The organism is Acinetobacter sp. WC-743, from assembly GCF_000335555.1.
Lineage (GTDB): Bacteria > Pseudomonadota > Gammaproteobacteria > Pseudomonadales > Moraxellaceae > Acinetobacter > Acinetobacter bereziniae.
Genome location: NZ_AMFQ01000126.1, coordinates 1 through 17,454 on the forward strand (window position 1 = coordinate 1; position 17,454 = coordinate 17,454).

General features: G+C 36.7%; 16 protein-coding genes and 5 pseudogenes. 1 reads left to right on the forward strand and 20 read right to left on the reverse strand.

The annotated features are described in order from the left end of the window. Positions 1-44 precede the first annotated feature (44 nt). The 12 genes and pseudogenes from ACINWC743_RS19075 to ACINWC743_RS19120 all read right to left on the reverse strand — a co-directional run bounded on the left by ACINWC743_RS19075 (position 45) and on the right by ACINWC743_RS19120 (position 7,642). Positions 45-1,210, reverse strand: a protein-coding gene (locus ACINWC743_RS19075; protein ID WP_085947548.1) for an IS3-like element ISAba21 family transposase whose coding sequence is annotated in 2 segments (ribosomal slippage) — positions 45-952 and positions 952-1,210 — 1,167 coding nt in all. Because the reading frame shifts where the segments join, the coding sequence is not laid out codon by codon here. Between the two features lie 188 nt (positions 1,211-1,398). Further along, positions 1,399-1,515: pseudogene (locus ACINWC743_RS24045) on the reverse strand (transposase); the annotation flags it as partial. A 186-nt stretch (positions 1,516-1,701) separates the two neighbouring features. Continuing rightward, on the reverse strand, positions 1,702-1,995 hold the full coding sequence (locus ACINWC743_RS19085) for a type II toxin-antitoxin system RelE family toxin (protein WP_000221360.1): 294 nt from the start codon (positions 1,993-1,995) through the stop codon (positions 1,702-1,704). Continuing rightward, the gene (locus tag ACINWC743_RS19090; RefSeq protein WP_000246757.1) at positions 1,985-2,230 is read right to left on the reverse strand and encodes a type II toxin-antitoxin system RelB/DinJ family antitoxin; all 246 of its coding nucleotides are present in this window, start codon (positions 2,228-2,230) and stop codon (positions 1,985-1,987) included. Before ACINWC743_RS19090 ends, ACINWC743_RS19085 begins: the two co-directional genes overlap by 11 nt. A 256-nt stretch (positions 2,231-2,486) precedes the next feature. After that, entirely contained in the window at positions 2,487-3,389 is a 903-nt protein-coding gene (locus tag ACINWC743_RS19095) for a hypothetical protein (RefSeq protein ID WP_000466974.1), read from the reverse strand. A gap of 207 nt (positions 3,390-3,596) precedes the next feature. Next, positions 3,597-4,109 (reverse strand): SMI1/KNR4 family protein, encoded by a 513-nt coding sequence (locus ACINWC743_RS19100; protein ID WP_001089570.1) that lies wholly within the window; start codon positions 4,107-4,109, stop codon positions 3,597-3,599. A 131-nt stretch (positions 4,110-4,240) separates the two neighbouring features. Next, positions 4,241-4,759, reverse strand: a complete 519-nt coding sequence (locus tag ACINWC743_RS19105) for a tetratricopeptide repeat protein (protein WP_000447196.1) — start codon at positions 4,757-4,759, stop codon at positions 4,241-4,243. Between the two features lie 316 nt (positions 4,760-5,075). Then, a pseudogene (locus ACINWC743_RS25320) lies at positions 5,076-5,171 on the reverse strand (DNA-binding protein); the annotation flags it as partial. After that, a pseudogene (locus tag ACINWC743_RS24380) lies at positions 5,169-5,339 on the reverse strand (IS3 family transposase); the annotation flags it as partial. The pseudogenes ACINWC743_RS24380 and ACINWC743_RS25320, both read right to left, overlap by 3 nt. 185 nt (positions 5,340-5,524) lie before the next feature. Next, positions 5,525-5,809: a putative quinol monooxygenase gene (locus ACINWC743_RS19110; protein ID WP_000155817.1), complete on the reverse strand. Its 285-nt coding sequence runs from the start codon at positions 5,807-5,809 to the stop codon at positions 5,525-5,527. A gap of 20 nt (positions 5,810-5,829) precedes the next feature. Continuing rightward, positions 5,830-6,828, reverse strand: coding sequence for a zinc-binding alcohol dehydrogenase family protein (locus ACINWC743_RS19115; RefSeq protein ID WP_002120211.1), 999 nt, complete (start codon positions 6,826-6,828; stop codon positions 5,830-5,832). 73 nt (positions 6,829-6,901) lie between these two features. Continuing rightward, a complete protein-coding gene (locus ACINWC743_RS19120; RefSeq protein WP_001059480.1) occupies positions 6,902-7,642 on the reverse strand; it encodes an SDR family oxidoreductase in 741 nt (246 codons plus the stop codon). A gap of 135 nt (positions 7,643-7,777) precedes the next feature. Between ACINWC743_RS19120 and ACINWC743_RS19125 the strand changes: the two genes are divergently transcribed. Continuing rightward, a complete protein-coding gene (locus tag ACINWC743_RS19125; RefSeq protein WP_001180108.1) occupies positions 7,778-8,677 on the forward strand; it encodes a LysR family transcriptional regulator in 900 nt (299 codons plus the stop codon). Positions 8,678-8,727: 50 nt separating this feature from the next. Here the strand turns inward: ACINWC743_RS19125 and ACINWC743_RS19130 are convergent, their stop codons facing one another. From ACINWC743_RS19130 to ACINWC743_RS24065, 8 genes and pseudogenes are all read right to left on the reverse strand, one after another. Next, entirely contained in the window at positions 8,728-9,744 is a 1,017-nt protein-coding gene (locus ACINWC743_RS19130; protein WP_000009381.1) for a zinc-dependent alcohol dehydrogenase family protein, read from the reverse strand. Then, positions 9,734-10,729: a zinc-dependent alcohol dehydrogenase family protein gene (locus ACINWC743_RS19135; RefSeq protein WP_001038516.1), complete on the reverse strand. Its 996-nt coding sequence runs from the start codon at positions 10,727-10,729 to the stop codon at positions 9,734-9,736. The genes ACINWC743_RS19130 and ACINWC743_RS19135 overlap by 11 nt, the downstream gene beginning before the upstream one ends. A 485-nt stretch (positions 10,730-11,214) precedes the next feature. Continuing rightward, positions 11,215-11,905, reverse strand: a pseudogene (locus ACINWC743_RS24195) (IS5 family transposase). Between the two features lie 195 nt (positions 11,906-12,100). Continuing rightward, the gene (gene yddG, locus ACINWC743_RS19140) at positions 12,101-13,015 is read right to left on the reverse strand and encodes an aromatic amino acid DMT transporter YddG (RefSeq protein WP_000925802.1); all 915 of its coding nucleotides are present in this window, start codon (positions 13,013-13,015) and stop codon (positions 12,101-12,103) included. Positions 13,016-13,027: 12 nt separating this feature from the next. Next, positions 13,028-14,320, reverse strand: a complete 1,293-nt coding sequence (locus ACINWC743_RS19145; RefSeq protein WP_000794339.1) for an MFS transporter — start codon at positions 14,318-14,320, stop codon at positions 13,028-13,030. 56 nt (positions 14,321-14,376) lie between these two features. After that, complete coding sequence (locus ACINWC743_RS19150) at positions 14,377-15,615, reverse strand: M24 family metallopeptidase (RefSeq protein WP_001094923.1); 1,239 nt, start codon at positions 15,613-15,615, stop codon at positions 14,377-14,379. A gap of 115 nt (positions 15,616-15,730) precedes the next feature. After that, a complete protein-coding gene (locus ACINWC743_RS19155) occupies positions 15,731-16,690 on the reverse strand; it encodes a GlxA family transcriptional regulator (protein WP_000941154.1) in 960 nt (319 codons plus the stop codon). Between the two features lie 166 nt (positions 16,691-16,856). Then, a pseudogene (locus tag ACINWC743_RS24065) lies at positions 16,857-17,435 on the reverse strand (DDE-type integrase/transposase/recombinase); the annotation flags it as partial. Positions 17,436-17,454 lie beyond the last annotated feature (19 nt).

The following is a 17,454-nucleotide window of genomic DNA, read 5'->3' on the forward strand; positions in this document are numbered from 1 at the left end:
CTTGATATGTGCTGAATTAGCAGGAGACTTTCACTTGGGATATGCTAGGCAGCTAACCGATAAAAGTTCTCTGCTATTTGATTTGGCGTTTTAAAATCCAAACTCTTTTGAATTCTTCGCTGATTATAAAATAACACAATGTATTCTGTAATATCTGCTTTAGCTTCATCTCTGGTTTTATAGTTGCAATGATGCACTAATTCATTCTTGAGTATGCCCCAGAAACTTTCAATCGGTGCATTATCGTAACAGTCCCCACGTTTGCTCATTGAACCTTGAAAATCACATTTTTCCAGTATCTTTCGATATTCATGGCTGCAATATTGGCTGCCTCTGTCCGAATGAATAATTAAGCCTTTCGTTGGTTTTTGATTACGAATCGCCATAGTCAGTGCATTGCAAACAAGTTGTGCGGTCATACGCTCATTTAAGCTATAGCCAACCACTTGTTTCGTGTACAGGTCTTTTACTGCTGCCAAGTATAACCAACCTTCAGCAGTCCAAATGTATGTAATATCGCTTGACCATGCAAGATTGGGCTTAGTCATTGAAAACTGTTGCTCTAGTAAATTTGCGTAGATCGCTCGATTATGATCACTCTTCGTAGTTCTTTTGAAACGCTTATGACGCTTACAATACAGCTGGTTGAGCTTTTTTATTTGACGTACAGCATACGTACTGATTTTGATACCTTGCGCTTGTAAATGCTTAGTTAATCGAATATAGCCATAGCTTTGTTTAGTTTCCTCATGAGCTATTTTGACCAAAATTGTCTGTTGATTTCGCTGAACCAATCTTTTATTCATGCCTCGTTTTAGCCAATCATAAAATCGTGACACTGAAACGTGAAGTAATCTAGCCATAAAGCTAATCGGGAATAAATATCTTTGCTGTTTCATATAGGCGTACCTTACTGACTTTCTTTCGCAAAGTACGCTGCTGCCTTTTTTAGAAATTCACGTTCCATTTCAGCTGTTTTGAGCTGTTGTTTGAGCTTTTTATTTTCTTCGAGTAAGGCATTTAGATCAGGTGAATATTGTTTAGTGCCTGCTAAGGTGCCAGTCTTTGCTTTATTATTCCAATTTGAAAGAGTTTGCATTGAAATGCCAAGTTGTCTGGCTGTTTCCGATACATTGCCTTGATTGGCTTCAATCAATTTTATTGCTTCAACTTTAAATTCTGCGGTGTAAGTCTTCTGTTTCTTGCTCATGGTAAACTCCTGATGAGTGTCTATAGTTTACCAAGTTAAAACCTCCTGTTTTCTCAGCACACATCAGTTTCAAAAGTGGACGAATGAAGAGATCAATGAAGTGATAGAGAAAACTATATATGAAGATAAAATTAGGGTGTAGGAGATTTTAAGAGAATATTCTAGAAATATTTAGGGCGTGTTATCAATTAAGCCTGGTAGATCGCTGATAAAAAGTTTTGAGCCAATTTATCATAGCGTGTGGCAATAGCACGATACTGCTTGAGCTTGGTAAAAAATTTCTCGATCAGATGTCTTGCCTTGTAGGAGGCATCCCAGTATTGGGCTATATTTTGCAGCAGAACAAGCTGACAAAAAAATGTATGAGAATAAGCAAAAAATTAAATCAGCTTTAAAATTAGTTGCAGAAGCTATCTAAATTTTATATTAACTAAAAATTAACATAATACACCTTATACGAGGTCAAAAATGGGAGCTTGAAGCTCCCATTTTTAGTCTTTAATGCGTTTTTTTGCTTCGTCATAAACTATGCTGTCAGCTCGTTTCCCAACGGTGATGAGCAAGATAACTACCTGATCATCTTTGACTTGATAGACCAGTCGAACTCCAGTCTTTAGTAATTTAATTTTATAACATCCCGTGAGATCACCTCTAAGCATATTCTTGGGAATATGTGGCTGCTCTATGACCTTGGCGAGTTTCTTCTTAAATTGATCTCTTATAGCACTAGGAAGCTTTTCCCATTCAGCTGTGAAGTCCTTATTACGTAAAAGCTTATAAGTCATCTAAAGTAATTTCCTCGAACATTTCTTTAGGATCATTCATACGTTTACGAACAATCGCTAATAGCTCGGTATCCTCTTCTGAGAGTAAAGCTTTTTGTACAGGGAGTTTCCCAGTCGCTGCAATGTATTCAAGGACATTTGTAAAAAACTCAGTAGGTGCAATACCTTGTTCTCTAAGAACTGAATAAGATTTTTCTTTAAGGGCTTCATCAACCCTGAAGTTAACAGTAGCCATTATTTTTTTCCCATTTATTGAATGTATGGGGATATTGTAATGCGAATTGCATTACATAGCTAGTTTTTATAACAGCCATTATGTTAAATGATGAAATTTTAGATATTTTTACTAAAAAACGATATAGAACAGTAAAAGTAGCTGAGCAAACCTCGATCTAAGCAAGATCGAGGTATGGATTTTAGTTTTTATAGCTAGGAAATAGTAAAAACTTTATCTTAAATATAAGCGCTTATGTAAATTATAGACTACTATCTTACAAGCCTGATTTAGCTGTATTCACTAAATGTGAAGAAGTCTGTCTGTCTATAACAATATAATATTTATTGATCCACTCTAGTGCTTTATCTAATGATGATTCTTGAAAAGAGACTTGCTCTTCTCTAGAAATAGATTGGCCGATTAGAATGACTCTATTAAAAAAGCCTTGATCAACAGCATCAAAGTCAGCTTTTGAACATATTCCTTGAGAATACATGCCAGCATAAGCGATACGAAGAGCGTAAAGTAAGGGCATAAAAGTACTATGTGATGGCTGTTCATATAAGCTACTTAAATAATCCTCAAGGTCTTTGAACATGTCATAGTACTTTCCTTGTGCTGTATGGTTTGAAGGAGTAATAATTTTTGTTAAATCATCGGGTTCTAGGATAGTTTTTTTACTAGCTCCTTGTATTGAGTTAATGACATCAAACCATGCTTGAATTTCACCTTCTGGAAGATAAGAACTTCCAACCTGAATGTAGCTTTTTGCAAAAGTTAAACGGCTACTATTTAATGTGTTTTGATTTGCCTCTATTAACCTTTTTATAAGCGTACATCTTATTTTTACAGCCTCATCTATTCCTAACTCCTTAATCAACTGGGGGCTGACACTATTATTTAATATTGATAGTGGGCTATTAGGTAAGTCCATTGCAGATTCTTTATTTAATGCATTCCTATATTCAATTTCATGAAATTGTGAAAAATCTACTAGTTGTTTTCCATCATTGTTCCCTTGTGATGCTCCACAAAGTTCCTCAATTAAAAAAAGATAAAGCTCATTGGGTGATTTAATACTATTACTTAATTCTAAGTAGGCATTATTTATGAATTTTTCTAAGTAAACAGGGTTTTTTAAGGAGTTTTGCTTTTTAGAAGAAAAAATACCAAACATATATTGCACTCTTTAAATTTCTTTTAATTATTATACTGTTTTTATCCATTAGAAATATCTAAATTTTATTAATAGGAACTGTATAGATTTTCTAAAATTAACATAATACGCGTTATATGAAATTCAAAAAATGATACTATTTTTATGATAATTAAATAAATTTTAGGTGAACATAAGTTAAATAGAGCTTATGTCCGCCATATAATTTTAAGGTTCCCAGAATTTATCACCCTGAGTTTCATAAAATTTACTAATGAATTCTTGAAAAGTATTAGCAACAATGTACCAATCTTGTCTTTGATCTATAGGTAAGACAACAAAAATAGAGCCGTAATCATCACTATTAGGATCACATCGAACTAACAATAAGTCTGAATCTCCATAGAATTCTCCAATAATTAAGTCACTTTGAAGAGCGTCATTATTACGATTAATTTTATAAATTTTTGAAGCAAAAATTACTTCCTCAATAGAATATAATTTTAAGCCCCATTGTCCGTATTCTTGATCTTTAAATAGATCTGCACCATTAGATACTGTATAAAAATCCTCTAATACTTTTGGTAAAAGTACTTGGGGTATTTGTGAGTAAATTTTGCTTTTTAGGTTTAATGAACACTGCAAAGGAAAGGGACATTCCATACCTCTCTGAATAGCTTTCTTAGGTTCAATCTCCCATTCATTATGTATTTTTGCTATAATTTCATGAACACTATTCATTTATTAAACTCTTAAAAATCCTTAACTTTTACTAAAATTAACATAATACGAGTTATACAAAGCCTGAGCCAATTTCCTACGTTTTTTGCTTCGTGTAACCGCCATTATGTTAATTTTAGGAAGTCTTAAGACTAATTTTCAGACTTATCCCACCAACTTTGAGCTAAATCAGTATTTTTAGGAATGCCTATACCATCACGATACATAACGGAAAGACTTCGCATTGCTTTCTTATTACCTAACTTTGCAGCCTTTTCACGAAGTTCTAAAGCTTTCTTAATATTAACTTCTATTCCGCTATCTGCGCGAGTATATAGGTCAGCTAACTCAACCATTGATTCAGAATGACCATTTTCTGAAGCTTTCTGAAACCACTTAAAAGCTTTTTGGAAATGTTCTAAAGAATCGTTTTTGTCATCATCCTCTATTAATCTAGCATAGGTAACATATCCATCAGCTAACCAAAACATTGCTGCTACATTTCCATTTTCAGCTGATTTAATAGCCCAAATTTCAGCTTGATTTTCATCTGAATCAACACCATGACCATATAGATAAATCTCAGCTAATTCTAACTGGGCAGAAGTATCTCCACTTTCTGCTTTCGCTAATAAATCATTAGAAAAAACAGGTTCTGCAAATGTTTCCATTGAAAGGCAAACTCCTAAAGCCATAAAAATATTTACTAATTTATTCAATTCTTAACCTTTAAATTAAACTCTTAGGCTTGTATGTTTTTACATCATACCTAAAAGAGAACTCTAAAATTAGAGTATATTTTTAGTCCTATTTAACATAAAAACTCTTATACGAAATGCTATTTTTATTCCTTTAAAAATCAATTTTTTATATACTATTAAAAAGCTCATTTACCCTCGAATGGGCTTTTTTAATGATTTTTTATGTTCCACGCTTACTATTTGATCAATGTTCCACGGTTTTAATAAGCCAAGGTGAACAATCAGATCAGCCATACGGCTTAAAGAATCGGCTCCCAAAGCCTCTTTTTTCCGGTTAAGGCTCTACGTGTTCAGGAATAGGAATTCGCTTATTCTCGATTACCCAGTTTAGTGTCGCAAGTTGTACATCTTCTAAACCTTGCCAATCTGCTTTTAAATATTCAATCACCTCTGTTTTGTATAAGCCATTCACCGTTTCAGCCAAAGCAATATCATATGAATCACCAGTCGTACCGACTGATGCTCGTAAATTTCCTGCCTCTAAACGATGACATTGTTGTCAAAATGCAGGGTATTGGTGGCTCCCCTTAGGGGCATAATTTGTTGAAGCCTAGGTTACTACTAAAAAATTAAAAAAATATTAAAAAACAGGAGCTTATAGCTACAATTTTTATGTTAGCTTTCTAAGTCTCTATGTTAATTTGAAGAATACTTCATCATAATGTCCGAATACAGCTATATTTTTTTGATTTCTATAATATCACTTGATTCAATTAGCGATTGGATATTACCAAATAAACTTTGAATATAATCAGAGGCTATATGGATATCTAAATCCTCCCTGCTACGCCATTCTTCTAAGAAGAAATATCTACTCGAGTCATTTTCGCTAATATAAAGCTCATATTTCAAGCATCCTTCTTCTTGAAGCGTAAGCTCTATTACACTTTTTAAAAGCGCTTCTAACGTCTCTTTTTGATCTGATTTTGCCTTAAAGTTCGCAATTATTGAAATAGTCATTATTTCACCTTGAATTTGTTTTAGAAGTTTTCTAGTACAATTTTGCCTTTTGACTTGCCTGATTCAAGCAACTTATGCGCCTTCTCCAAGTTTGCAGCGTTAATTTTTCCTAGATTTTGGTTGAGGGTACTTCTAATTTTTTGCTGGTCAACTAATTGGGCAACCTGTTGCAATAGATTACCTTGCTTTTCAATATCATCGGTTTCATACATTGAACGGGTGAACATCAACTCCCAATGGATAGAAATAGATTTAGTCTTAAACGGCATAATATCAAATGCTTGTGGATCATCGATCAATCCAAGCTTGGCTTGTGGTGCAATCAGAGAAACTATTTGCTTGATATACGTTTCTGTATGATTTGTAGAGAATACATATTTTGGTTTTTCAATGCCTAGTGTCTCGATTTGTACATTTAAATCTTTGCTATGATCAATGACATGGTCGGCACCAAGTGATTCCACCCAAGATTTCGTTTCTTCACGTGAAGCTGTTGCTATAACGCTCAGATTTGTTTTTGCTTTTAGGAGTTGGATAGCAATTGAACCTACACCGCCTGCACCACCAATAATTAAAATACTGCCAACTTCTGTTTCTGAAATTTGAAACCGATCAAACAGCATTTCCCATGCCGTTATTGCAGTTAATGGCAATGCTGCTGCTTCTGCATTAGATACTGTAATTGGTTTAAGACTGATAATTCGTTCATCGACTGCTTGAAACTCAGCATTACTACCATCTCGGGTTAAATTGCCAGCATACCAAACAGAATCTCCTACTTTAAACGAGGTAACTTTTGAGCCAACTTCGATAATTTCCCCAACGGCATCCCAACCTAAAATACGATTATTTGCTTCAGACGAATTTTTTCTCACTTTAGTATCAACTGGATTCACAGAGATTGCCTGAACTTTTACCAGTACATCACGTTCCTTAAGCGTAGGCTTCGCTTTTTCAATATCTACCAATGAATTTTTAAAATCATCATGGTTATTTATAACATACGATACGGCTTTCATAGATTTGTCCTCAACTTTAAAAAAATATAGTAAAAATGGGAGCGAAGTACTCCCATTTTATGTTATTCAATAATTAAAACTCTTGGCTCGTTGGGCGCAAAACAATTTCATTAATATCTACATCCGCAGGCTGTTCAATTGCATAAGCAATTGCTCGAGCGACTGAGTCAGCTGGTATGGCTTGTTTGTAGAAATCAGTAACAAACTCTGAACTTTCTTTATGAGAAGAACCAAATTTTAGTTCTGACTCAATTGCACCAGGCTCAATAGTAGTCGTTCTAATTGTTCCCCCAACTTCATGACGAAGGCCTTCAGAGATGGCTCTTACAGCAAACTTAGTACCGCTATAAACAGTACCTCCTGGACTAAATACTTTTAACCCTGCAACAGATGCGAGATTAATAAAGTGTCCAAAGTTTTGTTTTTGGAAAACAGGCAGTGTAGCTGCTATACCATAAAGAACACCTTTAATATTAATGTCGATCATACGATCCCATTCATCAACTTTTAGCTCACTTAATGGTGCAATAGACATTAATCCAGCATTGTTTACCAATACATCGATTTGACCAAATGCGCTTAATGCCTTTTCAATAAGTGCTTGTACTTCATGTGGTTTGGTTATATCCATACCAATAAATTCAGCTTGACCACCTTCAGCACGAATGTCGTGAACAATAGCCTGTAATTTTTCAGTACGTCTAGCACCAAGTACAACCTTTGCACCTTTTTTAGCAAGTAAGCGAGCAGTAGCTTCACCTAAACCACTACTTGCACCAGTGATAACAATAACTTTATTTTCTATATTATTCATATAAGTAACCTTCAACCTATCTGTCAATCATATTTGATGGGTTAAGTATTACAGCCTTGTCAGGTATAATAAATGAATAATATTATCTTTCAGAATTCCTATTTACGGAATAATTACCATAACACAGGATTGGACATGCAGAACAAATTGGAAATGATGCGTATCTTTTGTGTCGCAGCAGAGTCTCGAAATTTTAAGGAGGCAGCAACTCAGCTAGGTATTTCCCCACAGGTAGTGACACGGGCAATAAAAGAGCTAGAAGAGCAGCGCGGAGAGATTCTGTTCTACAGGAGTACTCGACAAATTAAAATTACCGCTGATGGTGAGCGTCTGGCAAAGCAAGCACGTTTTGCGGTGGGATCAATCGATGCTTTGCTTGTAAAAGACACCAAGGAAAAACGAGATGAAATGCGTGGGACTGTCCGTCTTACTGTGTCGTCTGTGTTAGGGCGTAAATTGGTAATACCTGCACTAGCAGAATTTGCCACACGTTATCCAGATATTGTCGTTGATTGTGTGCTAACAGATTCACACTCGGATGTGATCGATGAGCGGATAGATATCGGGATCAGATTTGGATTTTTGCCGGACAATCGATATGTGGCAAAGGAATTGGCTAAAGTGAACTTTTATTCTGTGGGTACGCCAGAGTTAATTGATAAGGTTGGAATGCCCAAAAAAATTATTGATCTTGATAAATACCCTCTAACAGCACTAGTCGATCATAAAACAGGGCGTTACTGGCCATGGACATTCACCGAAAGTCGAAGCTTTACGCCATCAAAGCCCCGTTTTATTACAGATGATCTAGAAGCTGAATTTCAAGCTATTCTCGCTGGAGTCGGATTCGGACACATGCCTGGATTTCTAGTTTTGCCGTGGCTTAGGAGTGGTAAGCTCATTCAGATACTTCATGAGGAAAACTCTCCCGTTTGGCGCCTGTATTTATATCGTCCACAGCGGGGCCCGACACCTTTGCGAATCCGAGCATTGTTTGATTACTTAGCGGAAGTGCTGGGCCATATAGAAACTTGAATCAGATGTAACTAACCTTTTTTTTAGAAAGTAGAAATCAGATAAGACCATCATGTATTTAGAGTAACTACAATTTTTCCTATTTGCTGATTTGATTCAAGATAGCGCTGAGCGTCATGCATGTCCTCAAAGTTAAAGCAACAGTCGATCACTGGACGAAGATATCCTGCACCTATACTGCTAAGAATAAATCGTCTGGCTTGCTCCCTTAGAACAGGGTCATGGAGAACCTCAAGGAATAAAAAACCTCGCATGGTTAAGCTTTTGCGTAATGCAACTTTAAGGGGAAATGGTGTGATCTCCGGGCTAAGTGCACCATGCATAACCATAGTTCCTCCCACAGACATCGCTTTTGCAATCTGTTCAATATGTGGCCCTCCCACAGCATCGAAGGCGACATCAAGATGTTCTCCACCTAAACGTAAAACAAGCGCCTCATACAAATCTGGTTCATCTTCACGGGCTATAACATTTTTAACACCGAGATCCAGTAAACGTTGCTTTTTCTCTATCGTCTGTGTACTTGCAATGACCTTAGCATCCGCTGCTTCAGCTATCTGTATCGCAGCTAGTCCTACGCTACTTGAAGCTGCTGTGATCAAGATCGTTTTTCCTTTCGAAACTCCACCAGCATGGATTACACCACCCCAAGCCGTCAAATACTGCATCCAGATTGAAGAAGCTTCTTCCCAGCTTAAACTATCAGGTTTGTGAACTAAAAAAGTTTCTGGAATCAGAAGCTTGTCCGTATATGTCCCATATTTGGCTAGATTGTCAGTCGGAAGAATCGATACTGCATCTCCTGGAGAAAATTGGCGTACACCTTCACCTATCGCAAGAACTATGCCTGCTCCCTCATATCCCAGACGAGAAGGGAATACTGCCTTTTGAATATAAGTACCACGCCGAAACATTACATCAGCCCGGTTGAGTCCGATCGTTTTCATCTGTATTAGAACTTCTCCTGCGGCTGGTAAAGCAACAGGAAGTGTTTCTAATGTCAGAACATCTGTATCTCCAATACAATTGAAGCGCCAAGTCTTGGCCTGAAGTGCGTTAAATGACATCAATAACGACCTTAATATTGGCAGAGCGATCTTGAACAGCATCATGAGCCTCAATCGCTTGGTCTAGAGTAAAATGACGAGGATCAACAATAGGACACAGTTTACCTTCCTCAACGAGACGGGTAGCGATCTTAAGGACATCACCATGATGAGAACGGCGATTGCCTGTTAACATCGGCAATAGGACGAATACGCCAGACAGTGTGGCACATCGTAGAGATGAACTCGCTAAATTATGATTACCAAATGCAGCACAGCTGGTAATGTGGCCATAGTGAGTTGTCATGGAAAGTGAGGCTTCGAGTACTGGACCACCCACAGTGTCGTAAACAATGTTAAAGCCTTGACCCTCAGGGCTTGCAGCAATAATGTCATCGGAAGATGCTGTTGTGTAATCGAGAGGTGTTGCACCGAGTTCTGAAATCAGCGATTGATCAGCTGTACGACCAGTCGCCCAAACATTTGCATCAAGTGCTTTTGCAAGCTGAACAACCATATAACCAACGCCACCAGCACCACCCTGAACCAGTACAGTTTGCCCTGGTTGAACCTTAGCATTATCCACTAAACCTTCCCAAGCGGTGAGGAACGTCAATGGTAGTACTGCTGCCTCGCGCATAGAGATATTCCGTGGCTTTAATGCGATCAGATCAGCATCTGCTACAATATATTCTGCTAAAGATCCTTGAAGATTACGAACGCCACCAATCAGACCGTAAACTTCATCTCCGACGTTGAAGTGAGTGACACCTTCACCAATAGCAGTTACAACCCCAGCCATATCTGTTCCCAACACGGCAGGAAGCTCTGGCATAGCATATGGTGCTTCACCAAGACGAATTTTATAATCAATAGGGTTTACACCACTAGCATGAATACGTACTAGAACTTGCCCAGCCTCTGGTTGAGGTATAGGGAGTTCTACACGTGTAAATTCATGATCACCAAAATTTTCTAGGATAAGAGCACTCATCATCTTATTCATAGTTGTTCCTTATTCATAACTGGGGGTTGATATGCACAGTACCAAAGTAAAATAATCCAATAAATGATATTTATAGGATTTAATAATTCCTAAATAATGAATAATAAATATCATCCGCTCACTAAAAATAATCTAGTACAGTCTGTAAAGGCATTTTTAATCTAAACTATCGGTAGTATTTTTAAGGTGTGATACGTTCAAAATATCTACAAAGTGGCTAAAAGTTGGAAACATAATTCTAAAAGGTCACAGCATTACAAAGAACATGAGCCAAAATAAAAAAATGGGAGCTAAAGCTCCCATTTTTTTGTGACTTTTGTATAAGCTCTACTATGTTTATTTAAAAAAATTAAAAATAGAGACAGAAAATTTTCGCTAAAGACCTTTTTGATTTTTCGATTTATAAAAAGTATTGCTTTTTATACTATGGGGCACTATAGTATAAAAACTAAAAAATAAGGAGGTCTGATGTCTAGGGCATGTCCTCATTTGGCTTTGCACCAAATTAACATGCAAGCAATGTAAATCATAGACTGATAATTTCGTGCAAGCTTATCAAATCGGGTCGCTATCGCTCGGAAATGTTTTAATCTCGCAAAGGCATTTTCAACTAGATGACTTAAACGATATTAATACCGATCAAATTCTTTATTTTCTCTCTTACTATTTGATTTCATTGGGATGATCGGCACAATATTTTGCTTTCTTGGCAACGTCCTAATTTTTTCCGAATCATAACCTTTATCTGCAATCAGATAATCTGCCTCACCAATCAACTACTCCGCAACTTGGCTGTCATGGAGTTCACCTCTAGTGATTTTAAAATCAATCGGCAATCCATTCGCGTCGGTTGCAAGATGAATTTTTGTGGTTCTTTCACCTCTAGACCGTCCAATTGCTCGCTTGAAACCGTGCCGAGCTCCACTTGCATGCTGATGCGCGCATATGTAGCTTCCCTCAATGAATACTCATTCTTGATCCAATACGCCTCGTAGTTTAAAAAAATTTACCCCACAAGCCCTTACTCGCCCAACGATTAAAGCGGTTATATGCTGTTTTCCAAGGACAAAATTCTTCAGGAATATCACGCCATGTTGCATCTGTACATAATTTCCATAAGATGGCTTCCATGATATTTCTACCGTTCTTTGAACAATAACAACCATGAAATTGCATCGTAGACTGGATTTGTTGTCAAATATCATCGGTGAGTAGAGTTCGTGCCATTGAGAAATATACAAATAAAAAGAGGTTAAATCATTCTTTTAAATCTTTAAAATCAATTTTTCAAATGAGGACACGCCCTAATAGATAAACAGTTTCAATATCTTGACTTCGCTTAAAGTCTAGTATGTTAATTTTAGTATAACTCTAAATAATTTGTTTCTTTCGAGTCGCTAACCAACACAAAACTGCTCCTGCTGTCACCATTGCAACACCTTGCCAAAAGATAAAAGATAAGGACGTACTTAGAATTAATGCCGCAAACAAAGCTGATAGCACGGGAATAAAATAAGAAGCTCCAGCCATTAACGTCATGTTCCCTGAAATAATTCCAATATTCCAAGCACCATATCCCAAACCTAAAGCACCAGCTGCCATAATCAGAGTGACTGTATTGTCATAAGTAAAATTAAGAGCTGACCCACTCATGAGAAGGTATTTGATCCATAGTACAACTCCAGTCAAGGCAAAAAATATAGTGACTAGATTTTTACCCTGAGATGTTTTTACTGTCACAGAACAATATGCAGCCCACAAAATAGCAGCAGCAAAAGCTAAACCATAACTAAGAGGATTAGCTTTTAAATTAGTAAATATCTGAAAAAAATCAAATCCAGTATCTCCTCCTAATACCCAACAAATTCCAACTAAAGCGAATATGCAGCCAGGAATAATTAAAATATTGGCCTTAACGTTGTTAAAAATAATTGCGAATAGTAGAGTAAATGTTGGCCATAGATAATTAATCATGCCGACTTCGATTGCTTGTCTACTGTTTTGCGCATAGCCAATAGAAAGGGCAAAACATAATTCATAAGCAACAAATAAAAGGCTTCCCCACCATAAATAGGATTTTGGGATGGTAGAAAACTTAGGCATACCAACCATGAAAACTAAAATCATGGATGCGACACTGTAAATTAGAGCAGCACCAGCTACAGCTCCAAAGCTCTCACTGACACTACGCATTAAGCCTACATTTGTACTCCAAAATATGACAGCTGTAAGACCAATTAAAGTCGATATATTTCTATTGAATGTAGGGAGAGCATTTAAAAGCATAACCTATTCCTTTTAAGCCTTAGCATTGATTAAATGATGTGATTTCCTCTCTAATAAAGCCATACTTGCAAAAATTGCAACTATAACTAATAAGATACTAGGTGCTAAGGTATTAGCTGTTTGTTGAATTAACCAAGTTGCAACGAAAGGAACTGTTCCACCTAACAGTGCATTAGCAGTATTAAAACTAAAGGCAAAACCGGTATAGCGCACTTGTATAGGGAATTGTTCTGTTAAATATGCAGGTAAGCTCCCATCGTTCATTGCTAATAATGTGCAGAACATGAGCTGAATGATCACCATTTCAATAAAACTGGCAGTTGAAAGTAAGTAGAACAAGGGTACAGTCAGTGCTATAAAGCTTAGACCTGCCCAAAGCAACATTTTCTTACGTCCAATTCGATCTGAATATTTGCCCATCACAAAAACTACAGCAATATAAAATAGCAATGAAATTGACCCTGATATAAAGGCTTGGGATTTATTTACACCTAACTCTGTAGCTAAATAATTTGGCATATAACTAAAAATAAGATAGAAGGCGGTGGCATTTAAAGATGCAACTGCAAATGCTTTAAAAAGTGCTGGTTGATACTGAGTAAATAAGGCTTTGATTGGAAAATTTTCTTTGTTGCTATTTTTTTGATGTTCTAAAAACTCTGGGGTTTCTTCTAACTTTACACGGATATAATACCCGATTAAACCTAATGGTGCTGCCAATAAAAATGGAATTCTCCAACCATATTCGTGTAAAAACGCCTCTGACATGAAAGCGAACATCGCCGCTGCCATTAAAGAGCCGAGTAGTAAACCCGTTGCAGTACTTGCAGGAACTAAACTGGTATAAAGTCCTCTTTTTCCCTTAGGGGCGTATTCTGCAAGAAAATTTGCTGCACCAGCATATTCACCTGAAGCGGAGAAGCCTTGGATCATCCGGAATATTAATAACATAATCGGTGCAAAAATACCGATACTTTGATAACTTGGTAACAGTGCAATACATACCGTAGCCAGTGTCATTAATATAATCGACCACGATAGTGCATTTTTTCGACCAAATTTATCCCCAACATGCCCCCAAAAAATACCGCCTAATGGACGAAAAATAAATGAAATTGCAAAGATCGCATATGTAGCCATTAATGCGGTTAAAGGGTCACTTTTCGGGAAAAAAACCACTGCAATAACTGTTGCCAAAAAACCATATGCAGCATAATCAAACCACTCCACAAAATTACCAATAAAGCTGGCGCTAGCAACACGTCTTAGAGTATTTTTTTGCTCTATTTGATGATTGTTTTTCATTCTATTTACTCCTAATTAAATAGGCACTCATTTTCAGAGTGCCTATTTAAAATCTTTTATTTGATAATGTTATGTTCTGGACCATATGGGAATTTGGTAATATTTTCATTTCCTGATTCTGTAACGACCAAGATATCATGTTCACGGTAACCACCAGCCCCAGCCATTCCTTGCGGAATCATAATCATAGGTTCCATTGAAATCACCATGCCTGGTTCTATCACCGTATCAATATCTTCACGTAATTCTAAACCGGCTTCACGACCGTAATAATGTGATAACACACCAAAGGAATGTCCATAACCAAATGTGCGGTACTGCAATAAACCTTCTTCATAGAAAATTTCATTTAACTCTTTAGCAATATCACTGCAACGTGCACCTGGGCGAATGAGTTTTAAGCCAGCTTCATGCACCTTGACATTCGCCTCCCAAATTCGTAATGAAGCATCATCACAGTGATCAAAGAACTGTGTACGCTCTAAAGCTGTATAATAGCCAGCAATCATAGAAAAGCAGTTTAAACTTAAAATATCACCTTTTCGGACTTGGCGGGTTGTAACAGGATTATGTGCACCATCCGTATTAATGCCTGATTGAAACCAAGTCCACGTATCCATGAGTTCAGAGTTTGGAAAACGTTTGGCAATTTCACGTACCATGGATTGAGTAGAGGCTAAAGCCACTTCATGCTCTGGCACACCTTCACGAATTGCTGCAGTCACTGCAAAACCACCAATATCACATACTGCAGCACCTTGGGTGATATGTGCAATTTCTTCAGCAGATTTAATCATGCGTAGCTTCATGCATGCGGCACTAATATCCACAAACTGCACATTCGGTAAAACTGCTTTTAACTTGTTTAAACGTTCTAAAGGTAAATGATCAAACTCAATTCCTACACGGCCTTTATTTGGAATTTCTTGTGTAACCGCTTTAAAATAGTTATCACGCTGCCAGTCAGTATAAACTACGTTATAGTCGCCAATCGTACGACGCCAAGGTTGCCCAGCATCAATATTTGCTGAAATTGTCACCACTTTTTCTGGGCTAACCACCAGACCGTAGAAGCGCCCAAATGAACAATAAATAAAGTCTGCATAATAGTTAATGTTATGGATTGAACTAAATAGAATATGATCAATTTCTAGCTCTTCCATTAGTTGGCGTAACTTGCTCTGTCTATTTTGATACTCAGATAATGAAAATGTTGCAGAAACTTTTTCACCATTTTCAATGGTTAATAATGATGGTAGTTGTGAAGCAACAAAATTATTTACTAAAGTATTCATATATTTTCCTAGATCAATGTAATGTAATCAATGAGCTAAGCTTATGCAGAATATGAATAGGGATTTTTGCTAAAAGCGTCAAAAAGTTGTCAAAAACCGACAAGACTAAAAAACACTAATGAGCAAAATCCAGAATGTTACGTTCAAATTTGGGGGAATAGTTAAAAAAAGCTTTATAGGCTTTAGTAAAACTAGATACATTACAAAAACCACATGCCAAAGCAATATTTGAAATGTTTAACGTAGACTGTTTAAGTAGATTCTGTGCATAGGTGAGTCTTAGTTTTAAATAATATTCTTTTGGAGCCAATTGTAGATTCATTTTAAACAAGCGCTCTAAAGTACGCGGTTGAATTTTTACATGCTGTGCAATTTCAGCAATAGTTAAAGGCTCATTAATATTATTTTCCATTAAGCGCAATACTTCTTGAATCTGAAAATCAAGTTTTTTCTTATGTTCAGCAATAGGTTGATGTTGAATTTCATTGCTCTCACGCACTTGATGAACAATAAATTGCTCACAGATTCTTTTAGCAATATTTGGATAGTGTATTTCAACAAGTGCCAAGCCTAAATCAATCGCTGCAAGCCCACCAGAACAGGTAAAACGGTTCGCATCAATGGTAAAAATATGTGGGGTAAACTGTACTAATGGAAACTCTTCTTGTGCCGCTAAGGTATTTTCCCAATGAAGGCTAGCACGAAAGCCATTTAGTAGATTGGCTTTCGCTAATACATAAGCGCCTGTACATAAACCACCTAAAGCAATTTTTTGTTGATCCAACCTATATAAAAAATTCTTTAAGCGTACTGTCATATTTTTATAAAGTTGAAAACCACCACAAATAAAAACTATATCCATGTTCAGTAAATGTGACCAAACACAGGTATGTTGTATTTGAAGACCATTGCTTGCGCAGCTATGATGACCATCTAAACCCGTTACATTCCATTGGTATAAATTGTCTTCTGTAACATAATTAGCCATACGCAAGACTTCAACCATGTTTGAGAAAGCAATCATTGAAAAGTTATCGAGTAATAAAAAACCAATACGCTTAGAGTTTTGTAACATAAATTTAATGTTCTTCACTTTTTTCAATATTTTTATAAAGCAATTTTGAGACCACAATTTTGATTTTTTCAGATTTAAAAGTCACTTTTGTCTTTATTTCCATGAGGCTTTGTTGCATAAAGCCTTTGATAGCAGAGTGAACCGTACTGGGTTTGTAGGAGACTTTTTATTTAAGTTGGGCCACCTGAACTAACGGGTTAATTTTATCATAATACTTTGTTTCAAAATCAAAAGGCGATACATAACCAATGCACTGTGTACACGCTTTTTATTGAACCAATCTACCCAATTTAATATCGCAAGTTGTACATCTGCTTTTCAATAGTCAATCACCTCAGTTTTGTATAAGCCATTCACCGTTTCAGCCAAAGCATTATCATAGGAATCACCAGTTGTACCGACTGATGCTCCTAAATTTGCTGCCTCTAACAGGAAAACGAATAGAAAGATATTGCACACCTCTATTTAAATCATGAATTACATTCTTTGGCATACATCGGTCACGTAATACTTGCTCCAGTGCATCAAGCACCATATCTCTATTCATCCGTGTTGATACTTTCCATCCAACAATTGCGCGTGAGAACACATCAATAATAAGGGCGGTATAGACCTAGCCTGAATTTGTTTGAATATAGCTGAAGTCTGCGACCTGACATACAAAAAGCACTGCTTCGCAAGGGTCAGGATGATCAGCACTAAAATTACGGTTCACCAAGCCAACTGCCCGTTTTTGGTCATCTCGTACAAAGCCTTTTCGATTT

Coding starts and splice junctions, on each gene's coding strand:
- ACINWC743_RS19085 (WP_000221360.1), bottom strand. CDS start 1,995: ATGACTTATAAGCTTTTACGTAATAAGGACTTCACAGCTGAATGGGAA.
- ACINWC743_RS19090 (WP_000246757.1), bottom strand. CDS start 2,230: ATGGCTACTGTTAACTTCAGGGTTGATGAAGCCCTTAAAGAAAAATCT.
- ACINWC743_RS19095 (WP_000466974.1), bottom strand. CDS start 3,389: ATGTTTGGTATTTTTTCTTCTAAAAAGCAAAACTCCTTAAAAAACCCT.
- ACINWC743_RS19100 (WP_001089570.1), bottom strand. CDS start 4,109: ATGAATAGTGTTCATGAAATTATAGCAAAAATACATAATGAATGGGAG.
- ACINWC743_RS19105 (WP_000447196.1), bottom strand. CDS start 4,759: ATGGAAACATTTGCAGAACCTGTTTTTTCTAATGATTTATTAGCGAAA.
- ACINWC743_RS19110 (WP_000155817.1), bottom strand. CDS start 5,809: ATGACTATTTCAATAATTGCGAACTTTAAGGCAAAATCAGATCAAAAA.
- ACINWC743_RS19115 (WP_002120211.1), bottom strand. CDS start 6,828: ATGAAAGCCGTATCGTATGTTATAAATAACCATGATGATTTTAAAAAT.
- ACINWC743_RS19120 (WP_001059480.1), bottom strand. CDS start 7,642: ATGAATAATATAGAAAATAAAGTTATTGTTATCACTGGTGCAAGTAGT.
- ACINWC743_RS19125 (WP_001180108.1), top strand. CDS start 7,778: ATGCAGAACAAATTGGAAATGATGCGTATCTTTTGTGTCGCAGCAGAG.
- ACINWC743_RS19130 (WP_000009381.1), bottom strand. CDS start 9,744: ATGTCATTTAACGCACTTCAGGCCAAGACTTGGCGCTTCAATTGTATT.
- ACINWC743_RS19135 (WP_001038516.1), bottom strand. CDS start 10,729: ATGAATAAGATGATGAGTGCTCTTATCCTAGAAAATTTTGGTGATCAT.
- yddG (WP_000925802.1), bottom strand. CDS start 13,015: ATGCTTTTAAATGCTCTCCCTACATTCAATAGAAATATATCGACTTTA.
- ACINWC743_RS19145 (WP_000794339.1), bottom strand. CDS start 14,320: ATGAAAAACAATCATCAAATAGAGCAAAAAAATACTCTAAGACGTGTT.
- ACINWC743_RS19150 (WP_001094923.1), bottom strand. CDS start 15,615: ATGAATACTTTAGTAAATAATTTTGTTGCTTCACAACTACCATCATTA.
- ACINWC743_RS19155 (WP_000941154.1), bottom strand. CDS start 16,690: ATGTTACAAAACTCTAAGCGTATTGGTTTTTTATTACTCGATAACTTT.